Genomic DNA, 25,928 nt, shown 5'->3' on the forward strand with positions numbered 1-25,928 from the left:
CTCTGACGCGGGGTGGAGCAGCCCGGTAGCTCGTCAGGCTCATAACCTGAAGGCCGCAGGTTCAAATCCTGCCCCCGCAACCACCGATACCGACAAACCCGTCGCGCCAGCGGCGGGTTTTGTCGTTTTAGCAGCATTTCCAACGGCTTGCCGCTCCGTCCATTCGAGGATCGTCACCAGATCGCCATGCAGCGTTGCGTAGAGTTCCCCCCGTTCTGGGCCGGGAGTGAGCACGATCTTCTCGATCAGCATGCGCAGGGCATCGGCGGCCTGCTGGCGCTCTTCGGAGCGATTCAGGGCGGCAGTGAGCCGGGCGACCTTCCTGGCGTAGATCGCTGCTGCGCTCGGCAGAATGTCGGGGGTGTCTTCCGGAGCTTCGGCGAGAAGTGTAGTCAGCTCCGCCCTGCGCGCCTCCAGCGCATCCATCTTCTCCTTCATTGACGGATGATACATGCCGTCTGCAATGGCTTCGACGATCTGCTCGATCTGTCTGGCAACCTTGCCCAGTTCGGCTTTCCATGCTTCGCTGTTGGAGCGGCGTTCCCTGTTCAGACGGTTCGCCTCTTCAGCGTAGGCACGCATTGCCTCCCCTACCATCTCGGGCGACATCATCCGCTCCTTCAGGCCGGTCAGCACGCGGGCTTCGAGTTCTGTGCGTGGGATCGTGCGACTGTTTGTACAGGCGCCCTTGCTAATGTGGTTCGAGCAGGCGAAGCGGTCGGCCCCGCGAAGTGAGTAGGGGCCTCCGCAGCAGCCGCAGAAGACCAGCCCCGACAGCAGTGACTTCGGACGCCGCGCGCCGTTCAGCCGATTCTTCTTGTGATGCGCGCGGACGGCTTCAGTGACATTGGCGAACTTCTCGGCGATCTCGCCCTGACGTGTGCGGACGGCCTGCCAGAGTTGGTCATCGACGATCCGCAGTTCCGGCACCTCCCTGACGATCCATTCCGCCACGGGGTTGAGCCGGGAGACACGCTTGCCGGTTGACGGATCCTTGACGTAGCGTAGCCGGTTCCAGATCAGCCGGCCGATATAGAGTTCATTGTTGATGATGCCGGTGCCGCGCTTCACGTGGCCCCGGATGGTGGTGTCGCTCCAGAGCCGACCTTCGGGGCCGGGGACGCCTTCCTCGTTCAGCCTGCGCGCAATGCTGCGCGGGCCGATGCCAGCGGCAAACTCGCGGAAGATGCGTCGTACGACATTGGCCTCGGCCGCGTCGATCTGGCGGTCGCCCCGGATCGGGTCGCCGCGCGCATCGAGTTGTTTGACGACCCTGTAGCCATAGCAAAGCCCGCCGCCCGACTTGCCTTCCTCGACACGCCCACGGATGCCGCGGTGGGTCTTGGCAGCAAGGTCTTTGAGGAACAGCGCGTTCATCGTCCCCTTGAGGCCGACATGAAGCTCGCTGATCTCGCCCTCGGCCAGCGTGACGACAGGCACGCCGGCGAACTTCAGATGCTTGAACAGTGTCGCCACATCGGCCTGGTCGCGGCTGATACGGTCCAGCGCCTCGGCCAATACCACGTCGAACTTTCCTGCCTGCGCGTCCTGCAACAGCATCTGAATGCCGGGCCGCAGGATCATGCTCGCCCCGGAAATCCCCGCATCCTTGTAGGTGCCAACGACTTTCCACTTCTCGCGCTTCGCCTGCTCCCGGCAAATCCGGAACTGGTCTTCAATCGACGCCTCGCGCTGGTTATCGGAGGAATAGCGGGCATAAAGGGCGACGCGCGTCATGGCATAGACTCCTTCAGGCAACCTTGTCGAAGCGGCTCGGCCGGATCAGCACTTCGGCCGAAATGCCCAGGTGGTTGTGCAACTGCCGGATCATCTCGATGGACAGTCCCCGCTTGCGGTTCAGGACATCGGCCACCCGGTTGCGCGGGCCGATCATCGGCTCCAGGTCCCTGCGGGTCAGCCCCTGCTGCTCCATGCGGAACCGGATCGCCTCGATCGGGTCGGGCGGATCCATCGGATAGTTCTTCGCTTCATAAACCTCGATCAGTGTCGCCAGCACGTCGAGCCGGTCGCCATCCGGCGTGCCGCTCTTCGCGCCCCACAGCCGCTCCACTTCGGCAAGCGCCGCATCGTAATCCGCCTCGGTTCGGATGGGCTTCAGCTCAGTCGCCATGTCTGACCTCCGTCACGTCGATCCCGTCATATGCCTTGTGCGTGCCAATCCACTTGATCCAGACGATGGCCTTCTCGAAGTCGACCGCCACCACGAGGCGATAATCGTTGCCCTTGATGTTGAAGACGATGCGTTCGGCGCTGACGATGCTGGCCGTCGCGTAGAGCCGCTTCACATCCGCCGAACTGGTCCAGTCCGCCTTGCTGACTTCGTCGAACCAGGCATCGAGCGCGGCCTTGACCGCCGGCTGGTCCTTCTGCCCCGCGAGGCTGTCGACGAACTGCCGCAAGGTGCGGCGAGCAATGATTCTCATAGCGTACCTATATCACGGGACCAAAACGGTCACAAGAAGAATATGCGAATGCCCCGGCGCGGGTGTCGCGACGAGGCGATGACCGATGTGCGGGGCGCTCTGATCGCCTATCCGAGCGGGGCGTCCAGCGGCATGAGCCCGGCGTTCATCTCTGCGCGCTCAACCGCGTCGATGACGATATCGGCAGCTTCCGCCGTGCGGTGACGTCGCTGCGCGGCAGCCCGGAGCCAGTCATAGTGGTCGGCGCGCATCAGCACGAATTCGCGGCGGTCATGCCGGGTGATCTCCACCGGCGCTTGTCGCGCCTGATGCAGGAGTTCTTCGGGACTGCGCTGGAAAGAAATGGAATCAACAGTGGTCATGACTGCATCCTGAACAAACCCGGTGCCTGAAACCACAGGCATCACGCATCCTCGCCTGCTGGGCGCTTCTTCTGTACCCTGCGTTCCAGCGCCAGCTTGCGCTCGAACTGCTCGCGGGCGATCTGGCGGCCGAGCAGCCGGGTGAGGATCATGACCGCTTCGTCGGCGCGACTGCCGCCGTTCCGCGCCGGTTCCGACGAGGCCGGAGGTCCAAAGACCTCAATGTTGATCCTGCTGCGTTTGAGCGCCATCGTCTCCAAAAATCCCATTGCCCGGAGGGGGCAGGGACCATCGAAGAACCGCTCGTGCATGAAAGGAAAGCCCCGCGTCGCACCCGTGCGGCACATGGGATACTGTAGCGTATAATAAGGATGCTCTGGAATCGGGAGAACATCGCGCAATGGAGATCGACAAGGACAGGATCGACGATGCGATTCTCGCGCTGCTCTACCTGACGCTCGACGGGGACGGCCGAGCATGGAAGGGATTCGACTGGAGCGCGATGAACCGACTGCACGAGAAGGGCTTCATCGGCAATCCGGTCAACAAAGCGAAATCCGTCTGGCTTACGGACAAGGGGATCGTCAGATCGGAACAGCTTTTTCGTGAGATGTTCATGGTCCAAAGATGAGCCCCCCGGATCGCTCTCCGGAAAGTGCGAAAGTATTAAGTTGCCAGCTTTAGCGTATGGCAGCAGAAATCTGAAGTGAGCCGCCGTGCGTTTACCTTGCACGCAACCTCATCCGTACGAAAGCCGAAATAAGCCGGTTTCTGAAGCAAGAGCTAAGGGCGCTGCCCTCGCGCGGCCCAAGAAAACTCTTCGGCCTTTCGCGGCATAAACGGCTCGCCCCCCGCAAGCGGGTCCCCTCCATTTATTCCACGGTGCCAAAGACTTTCCTTGCACCTTGCTACCCCGGTCTCGCCGACGGGCAAGGGTTCAGGAGCGAGCGCTTCGCTTCTCTGAACCCTGTAACCCGAAAGGAAGACCAATGACCCGAACCTTCAGCACCCCGCGCAACGTGATCGTCAATGCCGACTGCATCGAGGCGATGCGTTCTTTTGAAAGGGGATCGGTGGACTTCATTCTGACCGATCCGCCCTACTTGGTGAACTACCGCGACCGCAACGGCAGGAAGGTGGCGAACGACGACAACGCCCGTTGGCTTCGTCCCGCCTTCAACCAGATGCACCGCGTCTTGAAGGACGGAGGTTTCGCCGTTTCGTTCTACGGCTGGAACAAGGTCGATCTGTTCATGGACGCATGGAAAGCGGCAGGCTTCCGCGTCGTCGGACATATCGTGTTCCGCAAGCGTTATGCGTCATCGGCGAAGTTCCTGCGCTACCAGCACGAACAGGCTTACTTGCTGGCGAAGGGCAATGTTTCCCTGCCCGAAAACCCCATCCCGGACGTGATCGACTTCCCCTATGCGGGCAACAAGCTGCACCCGACGCAAAAGCCGGTCGAAGCCTTGGCGCCGTTGATCGAGGCTTTCACGAAGCCCGGCGAGCTTGTGCTGGACCCGTTCAGCGGCAGCGGCTCCACCCTGGCGGCGGCGCAGCAGATCGGCCGCGACTGGATCGGCATCGAGCTGGACAGTCGGCACCACCAGACCGCCAGGAGGCGGCTTGCATGGATGCAGCAGAAGGGCGACAGGGCGGCCGCATAGGCCGCCTCTTTCTCTCTGGCCAAAGTGCCTGCCATGTGCGGGCACCTCCTGTACGCGCGGAAAGTCATATCTTCGACCGAGCAAACGCTCGCCGGGCTACGCCCGGCTCGCGACAGGAGACGTCACGGCAATCCGACGCAGAGTGATCACCTTCCGCGATCAACATATCTGGGACGCGCGGCTTCTTCGTCTTGCTTTGATTGCATAAAATCCTCTGCCGGGGCGTCGCCCTGCGCGCCCCGGTTTTGGGAGGTGACGCCATGCTCAGCATCGACTGGCGTTCACCGGCGGCGTACAGGCATACGATGCACCTTCCGGCCGCCGGGTTCGCCTGGGAATATCTCCGCCGAAACGAGGATTACCGTCAGGATTACAACGCGGCCGTGCTGACGGACCAACCGGCTGACCGTGACCTTGACGTATTTGCCAACCGTTGGGGGTTGCGATTTCCCCTGCGACCCCGACGCGCCGCCTGATTGCCAGACACCGTTCTGGAACCCAGGCCTCTATCCTGAAGCCGTGATGCTGTCACCTGTCGAACGCAGGAACGGCGACACGGAACCGATCGTTACGCTGGCCCAGCTTGACGATCTCGATTTGCGCCGCGCCGCCGATGGCTGGCATGGTATCTGGCGAGCCAACGGTGTTGCGCATCAGTTCTGGCTGCCCGGGGCGATACCGGACGCAGCGGCATTTTATGCGCTCACCCTGCCCATGGACGTCTATCTGGAACTTCGTGCACATGCGGCCCGTCGTTTCTGGCGCTCTCTCAATGGCCGGGCGTTAGGTCCCGATTTTCGGGCGTTTCCTGCACAGCGCCGGCAATGGTACATCCTGTCTTTACGGGCGCTCGACGCAAGGCTGTGTGGAGAGAGTTATCGCACCATCGCAAAAGTCCTGCTCGGCTTTCGCGGGACCAAGGAGGACTTCGAGGGCGACCCGCGCAAGAGCAAAGCGCGTCGCCTTGTGGCACATGGCACCAGGATGATGCGAGGCGGGTATCGCCTGTTGCTGCATTATCCGATCAAACTTGGCAAGCGTTGACCGCTTCAGGACTTGCTGGTCGGTGATTGCCTCAGAAGATTGCGATATCCCTCGCGCGAAAGCCATTGTGCGCGCTCCAGGTGGCTTTGCCAGCACCGATAAGTACGCGTCTCGTCGGCGACCGGGTCGCGGTGCAGGACAATCTGCGCGACTTCCTTCCAGTCCGCCCCTTCGGCCCTGGCGTCGAGAAGCCTCAGATAGGTCACGAAATGCCGCTCGTCATAGCTGGTGATCTCGTTGCCTGTCGGTGCCTCATCATCCACATCGGGGTCGAGTTCGACGGGCGTTCCCATTGTCAATCCCCTTCTTCCCGGAGAGCCTTGCTTGCGGTGCGCCCCCGCAAATGGCCCCTCAGACCTGGTGATCGGGGAGTTCGAAACCGTGACTAGACGGCCCCATGGCCTTTAGGCGGGTAGCCCTGGACATACGCCGCAGGCTCCCCGACCATAGGGTCAAGGAGTGTGGTGCCGTCACGGCCGACACCAACCGCTAGTCAGGGGTTTCGACGCCCCGGAGCAGCGCGTCTGCTCCGCTTTCATTCATAGCCGAGCCGGGCACGGTTGTCTTTACCGTTTGAGCCCGGCTGACTTCTTCTTACGGAAATACTCCCATTTCACTTCCGCCTTGAGGGGTGCCGCCAGCGCAGGGGCGCAAATGCGGCACGCTACATGCCGCATGTCGTTCGCCATGGTTCGCCACAGCCTGCCGCCCTCTCGGCGGCCGTTTGTCTGACCAACCGGAGGCGATACCATGATACACGGCCGCAATGCCGACCTGCCGCCACGGCTGCTTCGCACGCAGGAAGCTGCGCGCTTCCTCGGCATATCGCTGCGCACTCTCGAAAAGCACCGGACCTACGGCACCGGCCCCGTCTACCGAAAGATCGGGGGACGGGTCGTCTATGCCGTGCAGGATCTGGAAGCCTGGAGTGCAATCGGGGCACGCAAGTCCACTCGCGACGCGAATGCCCGCACGGTCTTTCCTGCGCGACCGCTGACACCTGCGGAGCGGGAAGAACTCTGAATGCTGTGCGACGACGATCATAGACCAGCGCAGACGGAAGTGGTCAGCGAGCGCAGCCATCTCGACCCGTTCGTGGTGGCGACCGGGGACGCTGCGCCGCGTGACCAGCGCGACCTGATGGAACGGCCGTTCTTTTCGCTCGGCAAGCGTCCACGCATGAAACCGATTATCTACAAGGGCGCAGATGTCGAGGTGCAGGTCTTCGCCATGCCCGAACATGGCATGGCGACCATCTGGGATGCTGATGTCCTGATCTGGGCCGCGTCGCAGATCGTGGCGGCCGAGAACGACGGCATCCCGACTTCACGTTTCTTCCGTTTCACGCCCTATCAGTTGCTGCGTGCGATCGGACGCCCGACCGGGAACCATCAGTATCAGCTTCTGAAGGCGGCGCTCGGTCGCCTGCAATCCACCGTTGTCGCCACGACGATCCGTAACGGCCCGAACTGGCGCCGGCGGCAGTTCTCATGGATCAACGAGTGGGAGGAAATGACAACGCGCTCCGGCCGTGTCGAGGGTATCGAATTCGTCCTGCCCGAATGGTTCTACCAGAGTGTTATCGACCGCTCTCTGATCCTGACCATAGACCCGGCCTATTTCCGGCTGACTGGCGGCATCGAGCGATGGCTCTATCGCGTTGCCCGCAAACATGCAGGGCACCAGCCAGAAGGCTGGGCTTTCGAGATCAGCCACCTTCACGAAAAGTCCGGCAGCCTCGCACGGCCGTCCGACTTCGCGCTCGACCTGCGCCGGATCGCCGCCCGCCAGCCGCTGCCCGGATACCGTCTCGAAATCGAGTGGGAGGACCGGCGCGAATTGGTGCGTTTTTACCCCGGAAACTTATCCACAGTGCCTGTGGATAACCATGTGGAACCTATCGGCAGATTAGGCGCAAACAGTATCGGCACATTAGGCGCAAATCGCGCCGCGCACTTTATAGAAGAATCTAACAAAGAATCTAACTTCTATTCTTTGACGCGCGCACGCGCGAAGCATGGTGCCGGTGCCGCACGGCGAGGTGCGCCATGATGCGCGCCCTCGACCTGTTCAGCGCAGCGGCCGGAGGCTGGTCGCTCGGCCTGCACCGCGCCGGCTTCCTCACCATCGCCGCCTGCGAAATCGTCGAGTGGCGGCGCATCCTTTACGCTGAGAACAATCCTCATGTCCGCATCTACGACGACATCCGTGGACTCACGGCAGCTCGACTTGTTTCCGACCTTGGCATCCTTCCCGACATCATCGTCGGCAGCCCGCCGCGCCAGGATATCTCCAGCGCCAACACCAAGGGGAAAGGCATCGAGGGCGAACGGTCGGGCCTCTACCTCGAAGCCGTCCGCCTGGTCGGAGATTGCCGCCCTCGCTGGTTCGCTTTTGAGAACAGCGCTAATCTGCGAACTCGCGGCGCTGACCGGCTGCTCGATGAACTGGAAACGCTCGGCTACGCCGTCGAAGCGTGCGTGGTGGGTGCTGACAATGTCGGCGCCAACCATGTCCGCAAGCGGTCATGGCTCATCGGCTACGACCCCGAACAGCTTGCCAACACCCGTATCGCAATCCCAGCAGGGTGGCATCCGTCTGGAGGGCGGCTCAGGCGCGCGCCGGGCGATGAAGGAAACGGGTCTTTACGAGGTGTTCCGCAATCGTTCGCTGCCGACGCCGATGGCATCGGACGGGATGAAGGATGGCGCGGGCGGTGGAGCGGGATCGACATATCCGCTGCACATGATCCTGGCGACGCCGAGGAAGTCGGACGCCGATCGAGGTGGCCGGGGCGACATTCTCAGCCAGTTGCAAGGCCGTGCAAGCCGCCATGCGAGGATGATGGGAACCCCGACAGCGAACCCGGCCCCGCGGGGGAGCGTTCTGCGCAAGCACAAGGGCCGGATGACCTCGGACCAGGACGATTTCGACCGGACACCGACGATCAGCGAGGCGCTGCATTTCGACAGTCTGGAACGCTCCTGCAGCCTGATGCCGACGCCGGTAAAGCCGAACGGCGGGCGCAGGTTGAGCGCGCAGGAGATCGAGACAGGAAGGCGATTGAGCGGCGCGAAGGCGCAGATCGACACACCGAACCTGTTGCGCCATGCGGCGGAAATCCTGCCGACGCCGACGAAGAGAGACAGCAGGATGGACGGCTGGAGTCCGGCCTACGACCGCCGGAAATCTCCGACCATGGACGCGGTGATGAACGGGGCGATGACGGATCGCGCGCCGGACAAATGGGCGGGAGCGCGGGCGCTGGCGACGATGCTGCGGAGCCATGGGCTGACTGGAACGGCGGCCTTGCCCATCACCTACGGCTGGATGATGGGCTTTCCACCTGGGTGGCTGACACGCGCATTGCACTCGGCAGTCGCAAAGGGACTTCTGCGGCCAGTCTGATCGTCGAAGCTTTCGGCGACGCCGTTCTTCCGCAAATTCCCGAAGCCATTGGTCGCGCTATCCTGCGCACCGAAGCTGCGCTCGACGCGGTGCTCGCCCGCACATCCACCGACATTACCGGAGACGAACCATGATCCGTCGTTCCCACAGGAAGGCGCACGGTCGATCGCTGCCGGACGAACCCGCGCCGTTCACTACATTTGTCGAGCTGACCTTTCAGAAGCAGAGGGTCGAGCACTGGATACGCTTCGGCCGCAAGAGCTACGAACAGATCATCGACCGTCGCCGCAGCATCGTCGGCTTTCCGCCCGGCAGCATCTTCGCCTTCGTGCGATGGGCAGCAAACGACTTTGGCACCGTAGTCTCGCGCATCGACATCGTGCGCGCCATCGGTCGCGGCGAACCGTTCCAGACCTTGCCCTTCGTCCGGCCCGGTGGCGACATCCTTCTGCGCCTCAATGGCTGGGAGAAGGTGCAGCGGGCGCTTGCCGTCATCGACGCGTTGGAAGCCCTCGGTTTCGATCCGGCCGACGTGTCCCCGGATTACTGGCGGCACGTCCACAACCGCCTGACAGCTAACCTGGAACCGAGCGCCTACACGCCTGAGCGGCACGCCGCCTGGATTGGGCGACGGAGGATCGAGCCATGACGCGCCGCCGCGTCCTCACGGTGACGGTGCTGGCTGTCAGCGTCATCGCTGCCATGAGTGTCGTCGATATGCCGGCAAGGTTGATCTGGAATGCCACCGCCAGCGCGCCCATCGGCTTCTACACAGTCGTGCCGGCCGAGCGAATCGACGTGTCCGAACTGGTCGCCATCATGCCGCCCGAACCGCTCGCCGCCTACATGGTCGAGCGCGGCTATATCGCGCGAGGCGTCCCGCTCTTGAAGCGCGTCTTGGGCCTGCCGGGACAGCGGGTTTGCCGCGCCGGCCGCACGATCACGGTTGACGGAATCGAGATGGGCGAGGCGTTGGAGCGCGACAGCCTCGGCCGCGATCTGCCCATCTGGCAGGGCTGCCGCGTCATCGGTGACGGCCAGCTTTTCCTCATGAATTGGGAAATCCGAGACAGCCTGGACGGTCGTTATTTCGGACCCATCCCCGCAAGTTCCGTCATCGGCCGCGCCATCCCGCTCTGGACCAATGAGGAAGGCGACAGCCGCTACGAGTGGAGCGCACAGACGCATTGACTGCTTCCCCATCAGCGGGAGCGGTGCCCGCCGATGGTCTTTCCAACCTCACCGCCAAGGAGATTGTCATACCCCAGATCGGTCAGTTCACGCGCGAGAAAAACGGCTATCTAGGTCGCATCCACACACTCACCCTCGATCGCGAACTCTTCATCGTTCCGGTGGAGGAGGCGGACGCAGAGAATGTCCCCAACTACCGCGTCCATCACGGTGCCGTTGAAGGGCCGGAGATCGGTGCAGCCTGGAAACGCACCGGCGAAAAGGCTGGCGAATACCTTTCGGTGCTGCTGGACGATCCAACATTCCCGCATCCCATCCGCGCCAACCTGTTCCGCGGCGATGACGCGGGCGCGTCGTGGTCGCTGCACTGGAGTCGCCCAAGACCGCGTGACGAGCGGGACTAAGGCCATGCATTTCCGCGCCATCCCCTTGCTCAGAACTCACATCCCGTTGATCGGGGAAAGGTCGTCTCATGCCGTCGTCCTGCTCAGGCGAAAGACGGTTGGCGCGCACAGCGGAGGTCAGTGGCGGCTTTGCGCGGGCACGTACACCTTGGCTTTGGCAGCGATGAGAGTGCTGGCAGTTTGGCTCCCCGACATATCCCGGGCGGTGCGGCGCTATGCCGTTGTCTTGACAACCGGTCTGTTGTCGCTTGGCAGCGGATCGGCGATTGCTGTTGCACAATCGGCACTGATCGTTCGGCCTGCCGTCATTGAGCCCTATACCGCTTATATCGCCGAAGCGGCGCGGCGCTTCGGAATTCCCGAAGACTGGATTTGCGCCGTTCTGCACGCCGAAAGTGCCGGCGATACGCTGGCGGTGTCCCCGGCCGGGGCGATGGGATTGATGCAGGTCATGCCCGACACTTGGGCGGGCCTACGGGTCCGTCACGGCCTTGGTCGTGATCCCTACGATCCGCGCGACAACATCATGGCGGGCGCGGCCTATCTGCGCGAAATGTGGGATCGCTACGGCAATGCCGGCGCGATGCTGGCGGCCTACAATGCCGGTCCCGGCCGTTACGACGAATACCTTGCGACCGGGCGGGTATTACCTGCAGAAACCCGCGCCTATGTCGCCACCCTTGCGCCGATCCTCGGCGGCGCGGCCGCGTCAGAAGTGCCTGCGCTGGCACCGCCGCCACCACCCGACTGGCGCGAGGCCGGGCTGTTCGTCATGCGCTCGGCGGACGCACGGACTGCCGTAGCATCGTCATCCGAAGCGCGACCCGATGACGTTCGCGCAACCGTTCCGGTGCGCGATCCTGTTCGCACCAAACCTCAAGACGGCAGCATTTTCGTCGCCCGCACGGACGACGGGGGAACACCATGAAGGGGGCGTTCCCGCACTCCGCGCAATCCGTTCCGGCGTCCAGACAGGCAGGATTGTGCCTGGCTGAATTGTCGGCAGGAAAGGCGAAGACGGCAGGGAAGGGGGAGGGCAAGATTAAAGAAGGCGGCACCATGTCGGGCCGCTTCCGAAAATTGTTGTTGTCTGCACACTGTTTAGGGAAACCGCGAGCGGCACCATGGTTTTCGGCCCCGCGTGCCGCGATTTTGCGCAAAGCCTTGACCTTGCAGGGTTTCGAGCGGCACCATAGGCGCAGATCGGCCGTTTTCCGGGGGTTTTGGCTGGAGTCGCGCCCGTGAGCGCCGACGACGAAAACCGCTTCCGGCCGAAGCCCGGCCGCATCCGATCCGACACGCCGAAGGCTGGCAAGGCCAAGAGCTTCTTCACCCAGGTCAGGAAGATCACCCGCCAGCATCAGGCGGCCGCCGCCCGCGCCCCTTCCACGCCGCCATCCGCCCGCCCGTCATCGCCGGGGCGGTCCCGCGCCGTGGTCGCCAGCGGCAAGGGCGTGAAGCGCGGCCGGGGCGCGAGCTTCGTGCGCGCCCGGAACATCTCCGGCCAATGACATCATCGCCAGCCCGGCAGCCGCCGCGTGATCGTCAAACAGCGCAGCGTCCGGGCCGCATGGAAGGGCGGCCGCGCCCGCGCGCATCTGCGCTATGTCCAGCGCGACGGAACCTCGCGCGACGGCGAGCGCGGCCGGCTCTATTCGGCGACCGAGGACCACGCCGATGGCGATGCCTTCCTTGATCGCGGCAAGGACGACCGCCACCAGTTCAGGTTCATCGTCTCGCCCGAGGACGGCGCGGAGCTGTCGGACCTCACCGCCTACACCCGCGATTTCATGAAACAGGTGGAAGCCGACCTCGGCACGAAACTCGATTGGGTCGCGGTCAATCACTACAACACCGGCCATCCCCATGTGCATGTCATCGTCAACGGCCGCGACGATACGGGCGGGGATCTGGTCATCAATGGCGACTACCTCGCCAACGGCCTGCGCGAGCGCGCTAGTGAGCTTGCCAGTCTGGAACTCGGCCCCGTCACCGAGATTGAGCAGACCCGCAAGCTGTCGGCCGAAATCGACCAGGACCGTTTCACCCGCATCGACCGCGCCATGGCCGAGGAAGCCGACGCCCGTTTCCTCGACCTGCGCCATGAGCCGGTCGCGCCGAGGCGGCAGTTCGAGCGGACATTGCGCCTGCGCCGCCTCGCCAAGCTGGAGAAGATGGGACTGGCGACCGAGCACGCGCCGGGCGTGTGGGAGTTGAGCAAGGACGTGGAACCGACCCTGCGCGAGCTGGGCGAGCGCGGCGACATCATCCGCACTATGCAGAAGGCGCTCGGCCCGCAGGGTGGCGAACGCGATCCCATGAGTTTCCAAATCCATGATGGTGCGCCCGAGATGCCCATCGTTGGCCGCGTCGTGGACAAGCACCTGTCCGACGAGCTGGGCGAGAACCTGACAATCGTGGTGGACGGGATCGACGGGTGGACGCACCACGTCGCCGGCATCGCGCCCGAGCGGCTGGAGGACGCCCGCGTTGGCAGCGTCGTCCAGATCGGCCCGGCCGAGGCGGCGGCCCGGCCGTCCGACCGCAGCATCTCGGTCATCGCCGAGGACGGCATCTACCGCCCGAGCCGCCATCTGGAGCAGGCCAGATTCGAGGGCCGCGTTCCCGGCGGCGATTATGAGGGCTATGTCGATGCCCATGTCCGCCGACTGGAGGCATTGCGCCGCGCCGGCATCGTCGAGCGGATCGACGCCGACCAATGGCGCATCCCCGAGGATTTCAAGAGCCGCGCCGCCGCCTATGACGCCGGCCGCGACCGGCAGGCCAGCGTTCGCGTCCTTTCCCCGGTCGGTCTGGAAAAGCAGATCGGATCGGACGGCACGACCTGGCTGGACCGGCGGCTGATCCAGGGCGAGACGGCCGACCTTGCCCCGACCGGCTTCGGCCAGCAGGTGCGCGAGGCCATGGACCGGCGCCGCGAGCATCATATCGAACAGGGCGACGCGACCCGAGCGCAGAACGGTCGCATCTTCTATCGGCGCAATCTTCTCGCCACGCTGCGCGAGCGCGAGGTTGCTCGTGTCGGCGCGGAGCCGATCATTCCGATCCGAGGGAACAGCCGGGCCTGGAAACCCGATTGCCCCGCCGCGATCTCGCGCAATGAGATGCTGTGGACAACCTGATGTCTGAGCCGGGCTCTCTGGAAGAAATGGACAGGCTACCATGCACGAAGCCGTACCGAGGCCAAATGAACCGGCTCAAGCTCTTCGGCGAACAGATCATGTCACGCGATCCCGACCGCCAAACCGCCATAAGCTGCGCGAACAATTGCTTGCGCTGACGCACCTCTATCAGCGCTTTGGTTTCGGTAAGATTGCCGAAGAACAATTGCAGTTTGCATAAGCGCGACGCACTCCCAGTGCATCGGGACAGGCTAGGATCTGGTTGCCGTTGCGCAATGCTGTCAGCTAGGGGCTCGGTCGGGCATTCGCCATGGTGTAGCTCTCCTTGGACAAAGTTCGATCCTGCGCCGCACCGCGCACGCCAAATTTTTCCGTTGACATTTATATTCAAATCATCGTAGGTACGCAGTAATGAAAATTGATCTCGAATCCATGCAGACCGCCGCTGACGATGCCTGCGAATTGCTGAAGGCGCTCGCGAACCGGCACCGCCTCTTGATCCTGTGCCAGCTCATTGAGGGCGAAAAATCAGTCGGGCAGCTCGCGGAGTTCCTCGGCATTCGTGACTCGACCGTGTCTCAGCACTTGGCTTTGCTTCGCCGTGATAGACTGATTGCAGGCCGGCGGGATGGCCAGACCATCTGGTATCGGATCGAGAGCGAGCCGGCCCGTAGCGTCCTGAGTGTGCTCTGCAAGTCCTTTTGCGAGCCTCGGGCAGCAAAGGGAACGGCCACGCTCGCCGACGGCCCTTCGGTGGGAAATCGCGCCTCCGGGCGCAGGAAAGTCACGCAGGACTGATCGGGAATTGAGGCCGAGCCGTTGTTGAACTTCTGCACGCTAATAGTTGCAGTTTTTTGCAATCGTTGTTGCGCAACAATCGGTGCGCGACCTTCAAACGAGAGGAATGAACCATGACCAAAAATGTCGGAGGCATCGATCGCATCCTCAGGATCATCGTCGGTCTGGCGCTGCTGTCACTCACCTTTCTACTTGACGGCAACGCACGCTGGTGGGGGCTGATCGGACTCGCTCCGCTGCTGACGGGCCTGTTCTCGACTTGCCCGCTCTATCCGCTCTTCGGCTTCAACACGTGCCCTCTCAAAGGGGGGCGGCAATGAAGCCTGTCCGCATCAACGACCGGCTGTCGATCTGCGAACAGCTCAGCACCAGCGATGTCAGCGCAGCCGCTGCGTCCGGTATTCGAGTCCTCATCAATAATCGGCCGGATGGCGAGGATTTCGGTCAGCCGCGTGCCAGCGAAATTGCCGAGGCCGCCGCGCAGGCCGGACTCGCCAGTACGCATATTCCCGTGCGCGCGGCCGAGATCAGCGAAGATACCGTGCGGGCGTTTCAACGCGCGCTCGCTGATAGCGACGGCCAGGTTCTTGCCTTCTGCCGGTCCGGCACCCGTTCCCTGACGCTCTGGACCCTCGGCGAGGTTCTCGACGGCCGCATGGCGAAAGACGACGTCATCCCCTTCGGGCGGGAACGCGGCTTCGATCTGTCAGGAGCCGTTGCCTGGCTGGGAGCCCATGGCCACTAGCACCGCAGTCCATTTTCAGCACACGAACCTTCAGAAAGGCAGTTCCTATGGCCCCGAAACCGGAAGTGACCGGCTTCTTCGACCGTCGCACGTGGTCGATCCAATATGTCGTCGCCGATCCCGAGACGAAGAAATGCGCGATCGTCGATCCCGTCTATGACTTCGACGAGAAGTCAGGCCAGACGGCTTCGACGAATGCCGACCGCATCCTCGAATTCGTGCGGGACAAGGGTTACGAGGTCGAGTGGATCCTCGACACCCATCCGCATGCCGATCATTTCTCGGCTGCTGCCTACCTGAAACAGAAGACAGGCGCACAGACCGCCATCGGCGAGAAGGTCACCGAGGTCCAGAAGCTGTGGAAGGACTTCTATAACTGGCCGGATTTCCCGGCCGACGGCTCCCAGTGGGACCGGCTCTTCGCCGACGGAGACACCTTCCGGGTCGGCAATATCGATGCCAAGGTGATGTTCTCGCCCGGCCATACGCTCGCCTCGATCACCTATGTCATCGGCGATGCCGCCTTCGTCCATGACACGCTGTTCATGCCCGACAGCGGAACGGCGCGCGCCGACTTTCCCGGCGGCAGCGCCAAGGTGCTGTGGAAGTCGATCCAGGACATTCTGGCGCTTCCCGACGAGACCCGCATCTTCACCGGTCATGACTATCAGCCCGGCGGCCGGGAACCGCTGTGGGAGTCGACGGTCGCCGAGCAGAAGGCGAAGAACATCCACATGGCCAAGTACAAGACGGAAGAGGAGTTCGTCGCCGCGCGCGAGGCCCGCGACAGAACTCTGCCCATGCCGAAGCTGATCCTGCATTCGCTGCAGATCAACACCAGGGGTGGCCGTCTGCCCGAACCGGAAGCGAACGGCCGGCGCTATCTCAAGATCCCGCTCGATCTGTTGACAGGCGCATCCTGGGACTGAACCGGTGATCGAAAAGCTCTCCTGCGAAGCCGCCGATCTGAAGGCCAATGTCGATGAGGCATCGGCCTTCCTGAAGAAGCTGTCCAATCCGGACCGCCTGCTGGTCTGTTGCGCTCTCGTGGAGGGCGAGCGCTCCGTGCGCGAGCTCGAGGATCTGCTTGGCATCCGCCAGCCGGGCCTCTCGCAGCAGCTCGCCGGTCTTCGCGAGGCAGGACTGATCGCCGGCCGCAAGGAGGGTAAGCACGTCTTCTATCGGCTCGCCGACGCCCGCGTCGCCGCCTTCATCCACACCATGCATCGGTTGTTCTGCCAAACCGGCACGACCAACACACAACCACGAGACTGATCGATGACCGAGTTCACACCGCTTGCCTCCCTTCTCGGGGGCGCTTTGATCGGCCTTGCCGCCATCCTCCTCATGGCCTTTCACGGCCGCATCGCCGGCATGACCGGCATTCTCTCCGGGCTCCTTCCGCCCTTGTCGAATGACTGGGCCTGGCGCGCTGCTTTCATCGCAGGGGCAGTCGCGGCTCCCGCTTTGATTATCGTAGCCGGGGCTTCAGCCGTGCCGTTCGAAAGCCCGGTTCCCACGCCCTGGCTCATCGTCGGCGGTCTCATCGTCGGCATCGGCGTCCATTTTGGCGGAGGCTGCACGTCGGGCCATGGCGTCTGCGGGCTTGCACGCCTCTCGCCGCGCTCGATCGCCGCCACCCTGATCTTCATGGCTTCGACGGCGCTCACCGTCTTCGTTGTCCGTCACCTTCTCGGAGGCTTCTGATGGCCCGAATCCTTTCCGCCCTGATTGCCGGGCTCATTTTCGGCGCCGGCATCGCCATTTCCGGCATGATCAATCCCGCCAAGGTGCTCAACTTCTTCGACTTCGCCGGAACCTGGGACCCGTCGCTGGCCTTCGTGATGGGCGGCGCGCTCGTGGTCACCGCCATCGGCTACAGTTTCATCCTGAAGCGCCCGGCGCCGCTCTTCGATAAGACGTTCCATCTGCCGACGGCACGCAAGCTCGATCTTCCGCTTGTTGCCGGCTCGGCCGTGTTCGGCATCGGCTGGGGCATCACCGGCTTCTGTCCGGGCGGTGCCGTTCCGGCTCTCGGTCTCGGAGAGTCGAGCGCGCTGATCTTCGTCGGCTCGATGCTCGCGGGCATTGCGCTGGCACGCTTCGTCCGCCGTTCGGTTGCCGCACGCACGCAATCGCGCGTCGCCTGAGCAGCGGGAGAGCGACAGGAACATGCGTCTTCCCGCCATCAGGATCCAGCGCTTCCTCCCGATGCTCGACTGGGCACGGGCCTATGACCGCACGACACTCACCAATGATGTCGTTGCCGCGATCATCGTGACGATCATGCTGATCCCGCAATCGCTGGCCTATGCGATGCTCGCCGGCCTGCCGCCTGAAGTCGGCCTTTACGCCTCGATCCTGCCGCTTGTGGCCTATGCCCTGTTCGGCACCAGCCGCACGCTCGCAGTCGGCCCCGTCGCCGTCGTTTCCCTGATGACGGCCTCTGCCGTCGGCCAGGTCGCCGCGCAGGGTACGGCCGACTATCTCACGGCGGCGATCGTGCTGGCGCTGCTGTCAGGCGTCATGCTCGTGCTGATGGGCTTGCTGCGGCTCGGCTTCCTCGCCAATTTCCTCAGCCATCCGGTGATTTCCGGCTTCATCACCGCGTCCGGCATCCTGATCGCCGCCAGTCAGCTGAAACACATCCTCGGCGTTACGGCCGGCGGCGACACGCTCCTCGAGATGATCATCGCGCTTGCCCGCCTGGCCGCCGAGATCAATCCCTACACCGTCGCCATTGGCGGGGGCGCACTGGCCTTTCTCTATTTCGCGCGCACCCGCCTGAAGCCTCTGCTGATCGGCATCGGCGTCGCGAAGCGCGCAGCCGACCTTGCGACCAAGACGGCGCCGATCCTGGCCGTGGCCGTCACGATCCTGCTCGCCGTCGCCCTCGACCTTGCCGCGAAGGGCGTGGCGCTTGTCGGTTCGATCCCGCAGGGTCTGCCGGCGCTTAGCTTCCCGCAGGTTTCTGTCGAGCTGATCATGACGCTTGCCGCGCCGGCCTTTCTGATCAGCATCATCGGCTTCGTCGAATCCGTCTCCGTTGCCCAGACGCTCGCCTCGAAGCGCCGGCAGAGGATCGTCCCGGACCAGGAACTGATCGGGCTCGGCGTGGCCAACATCGCCGCCGGGCTCTCATCCGGCTATCCGGTGACTGGCGGCTTCGCCCGCTCCGTCGTCAATTTCGATGCCGGTGCCGAGACCCCTGCGGCCGGCGTCTTCACGGCTGTCGGCATCGCCTTCGCCACACTCTTCCTCACCCCGCTGCTCACCAGCCTGCCGCAGGCGACGCTGGCCGCAACCATCATCGTCGCGGTGCTGTCGCTCATCGACTTCAAGGCGATCCGCCATGTCTTCCACTATTCGAAGGCCGACTTCTCCGCCATGGCCGCGACGATCATCGTCACGCTGCTCTGGGGGGTGGAGCCGGGTGTCGTTGCCGGCGTGGCGCTCTCGCTGTTTCTGCACCTCTACCGCACCAGCAAACCGCATATGGCGATTATCGGCCAGGTGCCGGGCACCGAGCACTTTCGCAACGTCGAGCGACACCAGGTTCTGACCGATCCGCAGATCCTGTCGATTCGCGTCGACGAAAGCCTTTATTTCGCCAACAGCCGCTATCTCGAGGATCGTATTGCCGAACTCGTTGCGCAAAGGCCGGACGTCCGCCACGTCGTGCTGATGTGTTCCGCCGTCAACGCCATCGACGCCAGCGCGCTGGAAAGCCTGGAGGAGATCAACCACCGACTCAGGGATGCCGATGTCACCTTCCATCTGACCGAAGTGAAAGGCCCGGTAATGGACCGGCTGGAGCGGGCCGACTTCCTTGACCACCTGACCGGCAGGGTCTTCCTCAGCCAGTTCGAGGCCATAAGTGCGATCCGTAGCGCAAATCCCTGACCCTCACTCGCTCTGCGGCTTTATCCCGAACCCGGTCGCGCGCTGTAACGGCGATGCATTTGCTCTTGGTGCTCTGCCAGCGCAACGGGTAGGCACAGACCTCGCATGCCCGCCCGCGAATCGTTATCGCCGCGGCGGGTGCGACTGGTCTCTCACTGGCTTCGCGGTTCAGAAGGGCCATGCCCGGCGCGACGATCACCATCATCGACGCCAGGAGGGAGCATCACATCCAGTCGGGCTTCACTTTTGACGGGGCTGGTCTCTTGGCAGGTGAAGTCCTCGACTGGAAATCAGCTACGGACTTCGAACGCAGGGCCGCCGGGCATGAGCACCGGACCGGGACAAAATCGGAACAGGTCCACCCGACGGCGTCCATTATACGGTAGTGGGTACTTTCTTCTCCGAAGAACTCCCGGCCGACCGATCAACCTGGACGGTTGCAGGCGTTTTCGCGCGTTCGGCGCCCTTCGTTATAGGGAGAGGAAAACACCGTTAGCATTGGTGGGCGGTCAACTTGCCACCGCCGCTCTTTCATCTCGACGCAGGGTTAGGACTTCCACGCCGTTTCTAGTAACTGCGACTGTGTGCTCAAACTGGGCGGAGAGTTTTCCGTCACTCGTCAAGACGGTCCATCCGTCTTCAGCCGTGATGACCCTACGAGAACCCTGATTAATCATCGGCTCGACGGTAAATACCATGCCTTCGCGCAGCTTGATCCCCATGCCCGGTCGGCCAAAGTTCAACACCTGCGGTTCCTCGTGCATCTCGCGGCCGATGCCATGTCCGCAATATTCACGCACGACAGAACAGCCATTCCTTTTGGCGTGACGCTCGATAGCGAAGCCGATATCGCCCAGATGAGCACCGGGACGGACCTGCATTATGCCTTTCCACATCGCCTCCTGTGCGATGCGTACAAGCCGTCGCGCGGCCGGACGAACATTGCCGACAAGATAGGTTTTGCTGGAATCTGCAATGTAGCCGTTCTTTTCGAGTGTGATATCAAAATTGACGATGTCGCCATCACGAATGATCTCATTTCCGTCGGGAACGCCGTGGCAGACAACGTCGTTGATTGAGCAGTTCAGCACATACTTGAAACCATACTGGCCTTTGCTGGCAGGACGGGCGGCGAGGTCCACGCTGATGAAGCGTTCCACCAGATCGTTGATCTGCAACGTTGACATGCCGACTAAATCTTGCTGATCGAGCATTTCAAAGACGGACGCCAACATCTTGCCCGATATGCGCATGAGCGCCAGTTCATCAGGAGTCTTGACCATGTCAGGCGGCTTCTAGGTCCTTTGGTTGTCGTTCCGCCGCCTCCAGTTGCATTTTGACAATGTCATTGAAAGACAGGGTTGGATTGGCCTCGGCCAGCATGCCGATCTTCATCCAGAATTCGGCCTGCGCGTTGATGGAGCGGCACATGACCGAACTGGCCTTTCGAACCTCATCGTGCAGCGCCTCGTCGATTTTTACGATGCCCATCGCAATCCCCGGCCGAAGCGGGTCTGGAACCGCATCCCCGATCAGGTGCGTGACCAGATCGTCGAGCTGGCGCTGAACGAGCCGGACCTGTCGCCGCGCGAACTGGCGGTCACATTCACCGACACGAAGGGCTATTTCGTCTCGGAATCTTCAGTCTATCGCCTGCTCAAGGCGCATGACCTGATCACCAGCCCGGCCTTCATCGTCATCAAGGCTGCCGACGAGTTCCATGACAAGACGACAGCGCCGAACCAACTGTGGCAGACCGACTTCACCTATCTGAAGGTCATCGGCTGGGGCTGGTTCTATCTGTCGACTGTGCTCGACGACTTCTCACGATACATCATTGCCTGGAAGCTATGCACCACGATGAAGGCCGGGGACGTCACCGACACGCTGACCCTGGCGCTGCAGGCGTCGGGCTGCGACAGCGCAAAGGTTGCGCAGCGGCCGCGGTTGCTCTCTGACAATGGCCCGTCATATGTCTCGAGCGACCTTGCCGAATGGCTATCCGACAACGGCATGGATCACACGCGCGGTGCACCCTGCCATCCCCAGACCCAGGGCAAGATCGAGCGCTGGCACCAGACGTTGAAGAACCGCATCCTGCTCGAAAACTACTTTCTGCCGGGCGATCTCGAACGGCAGATTGCCGGCTTCGTCGATCATTACAACCACCGTCGCTACCACGAGAGCATCAGCAATCTCACCCCAGCCGGTGTCTACTTCGGGCGTGGCGACATCATCATGATGCAAAGGGAAAGGATCAAACGCGAAACAATCACACAACGCCGCTTGCTTCACCGAGAGGCGGCAGCATAAAATGATAACCCTGATGAACCAGAGCCTCCGTTAGCTCAAACAGCCTGTTGTCCCAAAAAACCTGACGACGGACACTTCAGGAGATGCATCTTCATCAGCGGGCGACTGATGCCTGCTTCCTTTGCCAACTGGCTGACGAAGGCGCGACGACCGTCCGCGAGGTTGGAAATAATCCAAAGTCGGACTGGATGTGCCAAAGCCTGGAGTTGTGAGAGCAATGTGGTCTCGTTGCCGGTCAAGCCGATCTCCTTTGAGTCAAGAAAAACTTACACGAAAGAAAATATTTACGCAATGGGTGGAATTTCCTCTTGTTGTGCGCATCCTTCGCCACCTCTGAGCAGCGACAATGAGTGCTCAGGCAGGAGGGGTCACGTTATCGCATCGAGGTGAGGTCCAGGCCTGATGATCAGCCCTCAAGGCTGTGTTGCACAAATCAGGTGATGAATTCCTCTCGTGAATCCAGCGTGATAGCTGGGTGGCATGAGCAGAGCGATACCGCCACCGTCAGGGCCAAGAACTTGCGAGCCTATAACGAAGCACTGAAGCGCCGAGGCTCGCTGACTATCTGGTTCGATCCCATCATGACCTGGGAAGCCGCACCTACCGGCAAGCGCGGGCCGCCGCGGGACTACGACGGCACGGCCATACAGACCTGCCTGACGATGAAAGTGCTGTTCGGGATGGCGCTGCGGCAAACCACAGGGCTCTCCGACTCCGGTAGGACCGGTCTTGAAGATGATACCTAAAGGATCATGGGACGGGGTCATTCAGCCCTGAGGCTGATTCGAACAACAATGATCGCCTGGGACTTGAAATACGAAACTTATAAAGTTACATGATGGCGACCTGTCGAGAAACGCGATACTCTGTCAAGAGGCGCGATACTTGGAGAATGCTTCTATGAAACTCTACGAGATGGAATTCGGAGTCTATCCACGTCGTGTCAGCATTTACCTTGCCGAGAAAGGCATAACAGATGTCGAACGTTCGCCCTTCGACCTGAGCCAGGGCTGGCCGCCGAAAGACATGCCGAAACTGTCGCCGCTGGGCACTGTTCCGATCCTGCAGGTCGATCAGGACATCATCATCCGATCATCAATTGCGATCCTCGAGTATCTCGAGGAACGCTATCCGACGCCTCCCATGATCGGGAGCACGTTGGCCGAAAAGGCACGCACGCGGGAATTCGTCGCCCTCGCAGACGAGGCGACCACCATGTTCAGCTTCTGGGTTCGCAAGGCCAGCCCGCTCTTCACTGGCCGGGAGGAGCTCAATCGCGATGCGGCTCGGCTTGGCGCAGAATGGTATTATCGCCGGCTCCGCGAAATCGATATGCTGATGTCTGAGAAGGAAGGTGAATTCCTCGTTGGAAATTCTCCTACTATCGCAGATTGCATCACCTACTCGACGGTTCAGTTTGCTCACGACCTGTATGATGTACCCTATCCCGAAGATGCGCCGCGTCTCATGGATTGGTTCCATCGGTTCGCAGCCCGTCCGAGCGCGACAAGCGTGCCCTTTCCGGCCGATCTTCGGGCCGCGACGCAGGGCTTGCCCGCACTGACTTGGGCAGATTATAATTTGAACGTCGTGTGCCCGGGTTCCGGCTCAGTGACCGCGAGTGCTTGCGATACCCGCTAGTGCTACGATACCATCGTGGATAGTGGTGCGCGCTGTCATTCTGCCCCGCAAGAACGCCAATTGCAGATGGTCGGGACAAATTTATTACTAACTCGGCCGACGGGGTGGGAATGGTGCCTCGTTTCGTTTGTGGTCCTGTGCCGTCGGCTGTTCCCGCATAAGGTCCGCAGTTGGTGGACTCGTGTTGCATCCTTCGATATGGTTACGACCAATGACGTTTCCTCGACTGAGATCCAAGGTCGCGCGGATTCGGGAAGATGGCGATGACCTTCATCGCAGCTTTGGAGGAACAGTTGTCGTTTGCTGGCGCTCTTCGGAGCGAGCGAACGTCAGCGCGATTCATTGCTTCTGTATGGGCTCGATAGCCGCGCGTTCGGATAGTGAATAGAGTAGTGCGACAACGGGCAGAGCGAATCCGATCCATGAAGTGAATGTCCAGCCACCTTGGGCATAATCCCACCCTCCAACTGCCGAGCCAACAGCACTGCCAACAAAGAAAGTCGCCATGTAAAGTCCGTTAAGGCGGTTGCGGAACTCCGCGCCAAGGGCAAAGATGGCTCTTTGGCCCAATGTCATGTTTGCAGAGACGCCGAAGTCCAGAAGAATTTTGCCGATCGCCTGATCGATGCCGTCGTGGAGGCCGGAATGGTCCTTGTTGATGCGCGACAACCACTTTGTCCGGCGCCGCAGATCGCGGATGTCCGAGCAGCTGATCCTGGCATTTACCATGGCCCGTGGTCCTCATCCCATCCGGTATCCGAGCAAATGCGTTCAAACTCATTTGCGAGGTCGGATAACCGCACTGAACCGAGCCGCTTAAGCAGGAGGTCTTCCGCGCTCTGAAGGGCATCATCAATCGCGGCGTTGACGACTCTTTCGACCGCACAGTGCGGGTTGTTGCCCATGTTTCCTATGGCGAAGATCTTTGGGCGGCCGATGGCGTTGTGTATGTCGAGCAAGGTAATTTCAGTCAGGTTTCTCGCAAGCGACCAACCGCCACCGTGCCCTTTTTCCGAACGCACATAACCCGCACGCCGCAAACCGCCCATCGTCCGTCGAACCAACACAGAGTTGGTATCGAGCATTTTAGCGATCTGCTCAGAGGTAAGCGGGGCATCGTGCCGTGCCATGTGCAAGAGCACATGCAGCATTCTTGATAATCGACTGTCTGTTCTCAACGGCGCTCCATCTCCTTTCAGAATCTCCTATCTGAACATAACTGCTGGGGCGTTCTCTGTCGCCCTGCATTGAATGCCCTACGGTTGATCCGAGGGGATGCGAACATCTTTCAGAGTTGACGAACACGGGCAAGTCATGTATCTCTAAAAGATACATAAAGGAGGCGCTTATGGAGTTTGATGTCATCGTAGTCGGCGGCAGCTTCGCAGGGCAGGCAGCTGCGCTGCAACTGGGGCGCGCCAGACTGCGTACCTTGCTCGTTGACGCCGGCAGTCCCCGCAACCGTTTCGCACGCACTTCCCATGGCTTTCTTGGGCAGGATGGCGTGCCGCCATCGGTCATCATCTCGACTGCGCGCCGTCAACTGGCAACCTACGCGACAGTGGAGGTTCGTGAGGGAGAGGTTGTGGACGCAGCTATTACCGAAATGGGCTTTCGTGTGTCGTTGGCTGATGGGAGGGAAGAGAGGGCGAAGCGTCTAATCCTCGCAATCGGTGTCCGCGACATTCTTCCTGATCTGGCGGGTGTCGAAGAGCGTTGGGGCGTCAGTGTTCTCCACTGCCCCTATTGTCACGGCTATGAGTTGAACCAACGGCCTTTGGGGGTGCTGGCCCGCGATCAAATGGCGTTTCATCAGGCAATGCTTGTGCAGGATTGGGGAACAACGACCCTTTTCACTCAGGGTCTGTTTAGCCCGACGTCAGAGCAAGTGGTAGCGCTGTCCAGTCGTGGCGTGAAGGTCGAGCATACCCCGATTGTAGGGCTCGTCGGCAATGCACCAACGCTTGACGGGGTTCGCCTCGCTGACGGCAGAACAATAGAATTGTCCGCACTTTTCACCCTTCCGCAAACGGTCCCGGCCAGCGATCTGGCAGAGAGGCTGGGGTGCCTCTTTGAGGACGGGCCGACTGGACCAATCATCAGTACTGATGAACGGCGTCAGACGTCCGTACCCGGTGTTTTCGCGGCTGGAGACGCAGCTAGCCCCATGCCGCAGGCGACACTCGCAGCAGCTGCAGGCGTCATCGCGGCCGGGAGCGCTCATCAGTCCATTATTTTTGCTGGTGCTGAGGCAGGGCGAAAATGATTCCAAAAGGGTGGCAGAAAACAGGGAATACAAACAAACCTGGGTATTTCAACGCCGGAGATCAGGGGGCACTATCCGTCATTTCTGACCTTGTCCGTATTTATCATAAATGAAACAAGTTATTCTCCGGCGCTTTCGGATTGCGACTGTGGTAATGCGCCTAATTGCGTTGAGTCCAGCAGACTTTATCTCCGCTCATGGGTGTACGGAGGGTCTCGATGCCAAACGCCAGCTTAAGGAACTTGGCAATGTGGCAGATCCAGCCACGCAGCTTGTTTTCCTCAAGCCATGCTCTGTCTTCTTTCCCAGGTTTCGCCCGGTTTTATGAGTGCGGGTGCAGTCGATGAAACGCACATCCGGCAGGACGTCTCAGAGGGGCGAAACCAAGTATACTATCAACACCAGAATTCCTCTCGTTTCCCTGCGCCAGGCACTTGCGGTCGCCGAGTATCTTAGCTTCCGTCACGCTGCCAGCGCGCTCGGCGTAACGCAATCGAGCGTCAGCGCCCGTATCAAGGCGTGTCCGACATCAACGCCCATGAGACCAAATTGTATTAATTGAGAAGAGAGGGTTTTCGGCTCATCATAGCTTTATCAAA

32 protein-coding genes, 1 tRNA gene and 6 pseudogenes are annotated in these 25,928 nt (G+C 61.6%); 28 read left to right on the forward strand and 11 right to left on the reverse strand.

Annotated elements, in window-relative coordinates:
- Positions 1-6: 6 nt before the first annotated feature.
- Positions 7-83 (forward strand) — tRNA-Met (locus ACFO1V_RS07050).
- On the opposite strand, the gene ACFO1V_RS07055 is transcribed toward ACFO1V_RS07050, so the two are convergent.
- From ACFO1V_RS07055 to ACFO1V_RS07075, 5 genes are all read right to left on the reverse strand, one after another.
- The gene (locus tag ACFO1V_RS07055) at positions 40-1,737 is read right to left on the reverse strand and encodes a recombinase family protein (protein ID WP_374833765.1); all 1,698 of its coding nucleotides are present in this window, start codon (positions 1,735-1,737) and stop codon (positions 40-42) included. The two genes, ACFO1V_RS07050 and ACFO1V_RS07055, sit on opposite strands and share 44 nt — an antisense overlap.
- Positions 1,738-1,750: 13 nt before the next feature.
- The gene (locus ACFO1V_RS07060) at positions 1,751-2,131 is read right to left on the reverse strand and encodes a helix-turn-helix domain-containing protein (protein WP_024850025.1); all 381 of its coding nucleotides are present in this window, start codon (positions 2,129-2,131) and stop codon (positions 1,751-1,753) included.
- Complete coding sequence (locus ACFO1V_RS07065) at positions 2,121-2,444, reverse strand: type II toxin-antitoxin system HigB family toxin (protein WP_179921928.1); 324 nt, start codon at positions 2,442-2,444, stop codon at positions 2,121-2,123. Before ACFO1V_RS07065 ends, ACFO1V_RS07060 begins: the two co-directional genes overlap by 11 nt.
- A 107-nt stretch (positions 2,445-2,551) precedes the next feature.
- A complete protein-coding gene (locus tag ACFO1V_RS07070) occupies positions 2,552-2,806 on the reverse strand; it encodes a type II toxin-antitoxin system prevent-host-death family antitoxin (RefSeq protein WP_024850027.1) in 255 nt (84 codons plus the stop codon).
- A gap of 41 nt (positions 2,807-2,847) precedes the next feature.
- Positions 2,848-3,057, reverse strand: coding sequence for a hypothetical protein (locus ACFO1V_RS07075; protein ID WP_151659451.1), 210 nt, complete (start codon positions 3,055-3,057; stop codon positions 2,848-2,850).
- A gap of 149 nt (positions 3,058-3,206) precedes the next feature.
- Here ACFO1V_RS07075 and ACFO1V_RS07080 point away from each other — a divergent pair, with 149 nt between their 5' ends.
- The 4 genes from ACFO1V_RS07080 (at position 3,207) to ACFO1V_RS07095 (ending at position 5,517) form a co-directional block, all read left to right on the forward strand.
- Positions 3,207-3,437, forward strand: coding sequence for a DUF6429 family protein (locus ACFO1V_RS07080; RefSeq protein ID WP_024850028.1), 231 nt, complete (start codon positions 3,207-3,209; stop codon positions 3,435-3,437).
- A 358-nt stretch (positions 3,438-3,795) separates the two neighbouring features.
- On the forward strand, positions 3,796-4,473 hold the full coding sequence (locus tag ACFO1V_RS07085; protein WP_374833736.1) for a DNA methyltransferase: 678 nt from the start codon (positions 3,796-3,798) through the stop codon (positions 4,471-4,473).
- Positions 4,474-4,733: 260 nt separating this feature from the next.
- Entirely contained in the window at positions 4,734-4,949 is a 216-nt protein-coding gene (locus ACFO1V_RS07090) for a transcriptional regulator domain-containing protein (RefSeq protein WP_113501294.1), read from the forward strand.
- A gap of 46 nt (positions 4,950-4,995) precedes the next feature.
- Complete coding sequence (locus tag ACFO1V_RS07095; RefSeq protein ID WP_374833738.1) at positions 4,996-5,517, forward strand: DUF2285 domain-containing protein; 522 nt, start codon at positions 4,996-4,998, stop codon at positions 5,515-5,517.
- Positions 5,518-5,522: 5 nt separating this feature from the next.
- Here ACFO1V_RS07095 and ACFO1V_RS07100 read toward each other — a convergent pair whose 3' ends face one another.
- Positions 5,523-5,810 carry a DNA -binding domain-containing protein gene (locus ACFO1V_RS07100; RefSeq protein ID WP_113501296.1) on the reverse strand — a complete coding sequence of 96 codons (288 nt, stop codon included), beginning with the start codon at positions 5,808-5,810 and terminating at the stop codon, positions 5,523-5,525.
- A gap of 457 nt (positions 5,811-6,267) precedes the next feature.
- Here ACFO1V_RS07100 and ACFO1V_RS07105 point away from each other — a divergent pair, with 457 nt between their 5' ends.
- The 18 genes and pseudogenes from ACFO1V_RS07105 (at position 6,268) to ACFO1V_RS07190 (ending at position 19,109) form a co-directional block, all read left to right on the forward strand.
- On the forward strand, positions 6,268-6,540 hold the full coding sequence (locus tag ACFO1V_RS07105) for a helix-turn-helix transcriptional regulator (protein ID WP_113334130.1): 273 nt from the start codon (positions 6,268-6,270) through the stop codon (positions 6,538-6,540).
- Positions 6,541-7,569 carry a replication initiator protein A gene (locus ACFO1V_RS07110; protein WP_374833740.1) on the forward strand — a complete coding sequence of 343 codons (1,029 nt, stop codon included), beginning with the start codon at positions 6,541-6,543 and terminating at the stop codon, positions 7,567-7,569.
- A complete protein-coding gene (locus tag ACFO1V_RS07115; RefSeq protein WP_374833742.1) occupies positions 7,566-9,059 on the forward strand; it encodes a DNA cytosine methyltransferase in 1,494 nt (497 codons plus the stop codon). Before ACFO1V_RS07110 ends, ACFO1V_RS07115 begins: the two co-directional genes overlap by 4 nt.
- Entirely contained in the window at positions 9,056-9,574 is a 519-nt protein-coding gene (locus ACFO1V_RS07120) for a DUF2840 domain-containing protein (RefSeq protein ID WP_158444772.1), read from the forward strand. Before ACFO1V_RS07115 ends, ACFO1V_RS07120 begins: the two co-directional genes overlap by 4 nt.
- Complete coding sequence (locus ACFO1V_RS07125) at positions 9,571-10,116, forward strand: S26 family signal peptidase (RefSeq protein WP_158444770.1); 546 nt, start codon at positions 9,571-9,573, stop codon at positions 10,114-10,116. The genes ACFO1V_RS07120 and ACFO1V_RS07125 overlap by 4 nt, the downstream gene beginning before the upstream one ends.
- Positions 10,117-10,184: 68 nt before the next feature.
- Positions 10,185-10,520 carry a DUF736 domain-containing protein gene (locus ACFO1V_RS07130; RefSeq protein ID WP_374833767.1) on the forward strand — a complete coding sequence of 112 codons (336 nt, stop codon included), beginning with the start codon at positions 10,185-10,187 and terminating at the stop codon, positions 10,518-10,520.
- Positions 10,521-10,524: 4 nt separating this feature from the next.
- Positions 10,525-11,448 carry a lytic transglycosylase domain-containing protein gene (locus ACFO1V_RS07135; RefSeq protein ID WP_374833744.1) on the forward strand — a complete coding sequence of 308 codons (924 nt, stop codon included), beginning with the start codon at positions 10,525-10,527 and terminating at the stop codon, positions 11,446-11,448.
- 313 nt (positions 11,449-11,761) lie between these two features.
- On the forward strand, positions 11,762-12,031 hold the full coding sequence (locus ACFO1V_RS07140; RefSeq protein WP_374833746.1) for a hypothetical protein: 270 nt from the start codon (positions 11,762-11,764) through the stop codon (positions 12,029-12,031).
- 27 nt (positions 12,032-12,058) lie between these two features.
- Positions 12,059-12,415, forward strand: a pseudogene (locus ACFO1V_RS07145) (relaxase/mobilization nuclease domain-containing protein); the annotation flags it as partial.
- Between the two features lie 279 nt (positions 12,416-12,694).
- Positions 12,695-13,821 (forward strand): annotated as a pseudogene (locus ACFO1V_RS07150) (DUF3363 domain-containing protein).
- 253 nt (positions 13,822-14,074) lie between these two features.
- Positions 14,075-14,461 carry an ArsR/SmtB family transcription factor gene (locus ACFO1V_RS07155; protein ID WP_374833748.1) on the forward strand — a complete coding sequence of 129 codons (387 nt, stop codon included), beginning with the start codon at positions 14,075-14,077 and terminating at the stop codon, positions 14,459-14,461.
- 113 nt (positions 14,462-14,574) lie between these two features.
- The gene (locus ACFO1V_RS07160) at positions 14,575-14,781 is read left to right on the forward strand and encodes a YgaP family membrane protein (RefSeq protein ID WP_113501306.1); all 207 of its coding nucleotides are present in this window, start codon (positions 14,575-14,577) and stop codon (positions 14,779-14,781) included.
- The gene (locus tag ACFO1V_RS07165) at positions 14,778-15,206 is read left to right on the forward strand and encodes a protein tyrosine phosphatase family protein (protein ID WP_374833750.1); all 429 of its coding nucleotides are present in this window, start codon (positions 14,778-14,780) and stop codon (positions 15,204-15,206) included. The genes ACFO1V_RS07160 and ACFO1V_RS07165 overlap by 4 nt, the downstream gene beginning before the upstream one ends.
- A 47-nt stretch (positions 15,207-15,253) precedes the next feature.
- Positions 15,254-16,135, forward strand: a complete 882-nt coding sequence (locus ACFO1V_RS07170; RefSeq protein ID WP_121984110.1) for an MBL fold metallo-hydrolase — start codon at positions 15,254-15,256, stop codon at positions 16,133-16,135.
- Positions 16,136-16,139: 4 nt separating this feature from the next.
- A complete protein-coding gene (locus ACFO1V_RS07175; protein ID WP_113501309.1) occupies positions 16,140-16,481 on the forward strand; it encodes an ArsR/SmtB family transcription factor in 342 nt (113 codons plus the stop codon).
- A gap of 3 nt (positions 16,482-16,484) precedes the next feature.
- Complete coding sequence (locus ACFO1V_RS07180; protein WP_113501310.1) at positions 16,485-16,913, forward strand: YeeE/YedE family protein; 429 nt, start codon at positions 16,485-16,487, stop codon at positions 16,911-16,913.
- The gene (locus ACFO1V_RS07185; protein ID WP_113501311.1) at positions 16,913-17,356 is read left to right on the forward strand and encodes a DUF6691 family protein; all 444 of its coding nucleotides are present in this window, start codon (positions 16,913-16,915) and stop codon (positions 17,354-17,356) included. The genes ACFO1V_RS07180 and ACFO1V_RS07185 overlap by 1 nt, the downstream gene beginning before the upstream one ends.
- 22 nt (positions 17,357-17,378) lie before the next feature.
- Positions 17,379-19,109 carry a SulP family inorganic anion transporter gene (locus ACFO1V_RS07190; RefSeq protein ID WP_374833753.1) on the forward strand — a complete coding sequence of 577 codons (1,731 nt, stop codon included), beginning with the start codon at positions 17,379-17,381 and terminating at the stop codon, positions 19,107-19,109.
- A 509-nt stretch (positions 19,110-19,618) separates the two neighbouring features.
- Here ACFO1V_RS07190 and map read toward each other — a convergent pair.
- Complete coding sequence (gene map / locus ACFO1V_RS07195; protein WP_374833755.1) at positions 19,619-20,392, reverse strand: type I methionyl aminopeptidase; 774 nt, start codon at positions 20,390-20,392, stop codon at positions 19,619-19,621.
- Position 20,393: 1 nt separating this feature from the next.
- Positions 20,394-20,600, reverse strand: coding sequence for a ParD-like family protein (locus ACFO1V_RS07200; RefSeq protein ID WP_035211856.1), 207 nt, complete (start codon positions 20,598-20,600; stop codon positions 20,394-20,396).
- Between ACFO1V_RS07200 and ACFO1V_RS07205 the strand changes: the two are divergent.
- A pseudogene (locus ACFO1V_RS07205) lies at positions 20,601-21,422 on the forward strand (IS3 family transposase); the annotation flags it as partial.
- Between the two features lie 35 nt (positions 21,423-21,457).
- On the opposite strand, the gene ACFO1V_RS07210 reads toward ACFO1V_RS07205, so the two are convergent.
- Positions 21,458-21,661, reverse strand: a complete 204-nt coding sequence (locus ACFO1V_RS07210; RefSeq protein ID WP_374833757.1) for an ArsR/SmtB family transcription factor — start codon at positions 21,659-21,661, stop codon at positions 21,458-21,460.
- Between the two features lie 241 nt (positions 21,662-21,902).
- Between ACFO1V_RS07210 and ACFO1V_RS07215 the strand changes: the two are divergent.
- Together ACFO1V_RS07215 and ACFO1V_RS07220 are read left to right on the forward strand one after the other, a co-directional pair.
- Positions 21,903-22,138: pseudogene (locus tag ACFO1V_RS07215) on the forward strand (transposase); the annotation flags it as partial.
- A gap of 184 nt (positions 22,139-22,322) precedes the next feature.
- Complete coding sequence (locus ACFO1V_RS07220) at positions 22,323-23,063, forward strand: glutathione S-transferase family protein (protein ID WP_374833759.1); 741 nt, start codon at positions 22,323-22,325, stop codon at positions 23,061-23,063.
- 339 nt (positions 23,064-23,402) lie between these two features.
- On the opposite strand, the pseudogene ACFO1V_RS07225 reads toward ACFO1V_RS07220, so the two are convergent.
- Positions 23,403-23,678 (reverse strand): annotated as a pseudogene (locus ACFO1V_RS07225) (MFS transporter); the annotation flags it as partial.
- 107 nt (positions 23,679-23,785) lie between these two features.
- Complete coding sequence (locus ACFO1V_RS07230; RefSeq protein ID WP_374833761.1) at positions 23,786-24,241, reverse strand: Rrf2 family transcriptional regulator; 456 nt, start codon at positions 24,239-24,241, stop codon at positions 23,786-23,788.
- Between the two features lie 170 nt (positions 24,242-24,411).
- On the opposite strand from ACFO1V_RS07230, the gene ACFO1V_RS07235 reads away from it, so the two are divergent.
- Both ACFO1V_RS07235 and ACFO1V_RS07240 read left to right on the forward strand, forming a co-directional pair.
- The gene (locus ACFO1V_RS07235; RefSeq protein ID WP_374833763.1) at positions 24,412-25,329 is read left to right on the forward strand and encodes an NAD(P)/FAD-dependent oxidoreductase; all 918 of its coding nucleotides are present in this window, start codon (positions 24,412-24,414) and stop codon (positions 25,327-25,329) included.
- 343 nt (positions 25,330-25,672) lie between these two features.
- Positions 25,673-25,849, forward strand: a pseudogene (locus ACFO1V_RS07240) (LysR family transcriptional regulator); the annotation flags it as partial.
- Positions 25,850-25,928: the final 79 nt, after the last annotated feature.

It is taken from the genome of Daeguia caeni, assembly GCF_042653845.1.
Classification (GTDB): domain Bacteria; phylum Pseudomonadota; class Alphaproteobacteria; order Rhizobiales; family Rhizobiaceae; genus Brucella; species Brucella caeni.

Excerpts from the sequence above, each read along its gene's own strand:
- ACFO1V_RS07115 (WP_374833742.1), top strand. The coding sequence starts at position 7,566 with ATGATGCGCGCCCTCGACCTGTTCAGCGCAGCGGCCGGAGGCTGGTCG.
- ACFO1V_RS07220 (WP_374833759.1), top strand. The coding sequence starts at position 22,323 with ATGAAACTCTACGAGATGGAATTCGGAGTCTATCCACGTCGTGTCAGC.
- ACFO1V_RS07160 (WP_113501306.1), top strand. The coding sequence starts at position 14,575 with ATGACCAAAAATGTCGGAGGCATCGATCGCATCCTCAGGATCATCGTC.
- ACFO1V_RS07135 (WP_374833744.1), top strand. The coding sequence starts at position 10,525 with ATGCATTTCCGCGCCATCCCCTTGCTCAGAACTCACATCCCGTTGATC.
- ACFO1V_RS07085 (WP_374833736.1), top strand. The coding sequence starts at position 3,796 with ATGACCCGAACCTTCAGCACCCCGCGCAACGTGATCGTCAATGCCGAC.
- ACFO1V_RS07110 (WP_374833740.1), top strand. The coding sequence starts at position 6,541 with ATGCTGTGCGACGACGATCATAGACCAGCGCAGACGGAAGTGGTCAGC.
- ACFO1V_RS07055 (WP_374833765.1), bottom strand. The coding sequence starts at position 1,737 with ATGACGCGCGTCGCCCTTTATGCCCGCTATTCCTCCGATAACCAGCGC.
- ACFO1V_RS07235 (WP_374833763.1), top strand. The coding sequence starts at position 24,412 with ATGGAGTTTGATGTCATCGTAGTCGGCGGCAGCTTCGCAGGGCAGGCA.
- ACFO1V_RS07095 (WP_374833738.1), top strand. The coding sequence starts at position 4,996 with ATGCTGTCACCTGTCGAACGCAGGAACGGCGACACGGAACCGATCGTT.
- ACFO1V_RS07200 (WP_035211856.1), bottom strand. The coding sequence starts at position 20,600 with ATGGGCATCGTAAAAATCGACGAGGCGCTGCACGATGAGGTTCGAAAG.
- ACFO1V_RS07185 (WP_113501311.1), top strand. The coding sequence starts at position 16,913 with ATGGCCCGAATCCTTTCCGCCCTGATTGCCGGGCTCATTTTCGGCGCC.
- ACFO1V_RS07100 (WP_113501296.1), bottom strand. The coding sequence starts at position 5,810 with ATGGGAACGCCCGTCGAACTCGACCCCGATGTGGATGATGAGGCACCG.
- ACFO1V_RS07070 (WP_024850027.1), bottom strand. The coding sequence starts at position 2,806 with ATGACCACTGTTGATTCCATTTCTTTCCAGCGCAGTCCCGAAGAACTC.
- ACFO1V_RS07065 (WP_179921928.1), bottom strand. The coding sequence starts at position 2,444 with ATGAGAATCATTGCTCGCCGCACCTTGCGGCAGTTCGTCGACAGCCTC.
- map (WP_374833755.1), bottom strand. The coding sequence starts at position 20,392 with ATGGTCAAGACTCCTGATGAACTGGCGCTCATGCGCATATCGGGCAAG.
- ACFO1V_RS07075 (WP_151659451.1), bottom strand. The coding sequence starts at position 3,057 with ATGGCGCTCAAACGCAGCAGGATCAACATTGAGGTCTTTGGACCTCCG.
- ACFO1V_RS07080 (WP_024850028.1), top strand. The coding sequence starts at position 3,207 with ATGGAGATCGACAAGGACAGGATCGACGATGCGATTCTCGCGCTGCTC.
- ACFO1V_RS07155 (WP_374833748.1), top strand. The coding sequence starts at position 14,075 with ATGAAAATTGATCTCGAATCCATGCAGACCGCCGCTGACGATGCCTGC.
- ACFO1V_RS07060 (WP_024850025.1), bottom strand. The coding sequence starts at position 2,131 with ATGGCGACTGAGCTGAAGCCCATCCGAACCGAGGCGGATTACGATGCG.
- ACFO1V_RS07180 (WP_113501310.1), top strand. The coding sequence starts at position 16,485 with ATGACCGAGTTCACACCGCTTGCCTCCCTTCTCGGGGGCGCTTTGATC.
- ACFO1V_RS07165 (WP_374833750.1), top strand. The coding sequence starts at position 14,778 with ATGAAGCCTGTCCGCATCAACGACCGGCTGTCGATCTGCGAACAGCTC.
- ACFO1V_RS07105 (WP_113334130.1), top strand. The coding sequence starts at position 6,268 with ATGATACACGGCCGCAATGCCGACCTGCCGCCACGGCTGCTTCGCACG.
- ACFO1V_RS07125 (WP_158444770.1), top strand. The coding sequence starts at position 9,571 with ATGACGCGCCGCCGCGTCCTCACGGTGACGGTGCTGGCTGTCAGCGTC.
- ACFO1V_RS07190 (WP_374833753.1), top strand. The coding sequence starts at position 17,379 with ATGCGTCTTCCCGCCATCAGGATCCAGCGCTTCCTCCCGATGCTCGAC.
- ACFO1V_RS07170 (WP_121984110.1), top strand. The coding sequence starts at position 15,254 with ATGGCCCCGAAACCGGAAGTGACCGGCTTCTTCGACCGTCGCACGTGG.
- ACFO1V_RS07090 (WP_113501294.1), top strand. The coding sequence starts at position 4,734 with ATGCTCAGCATCGACTGGCGTTCACCGGCGGCGTACAGGCATACGATG.
- ACFO1V_RS07120 (WP_158444772.1), top strand. The coding sequence starts at position 9,056 with ATGATCCGTCGTTCCCACAGGAAGGCGCACGGTCGATCGCTGCCGGAC.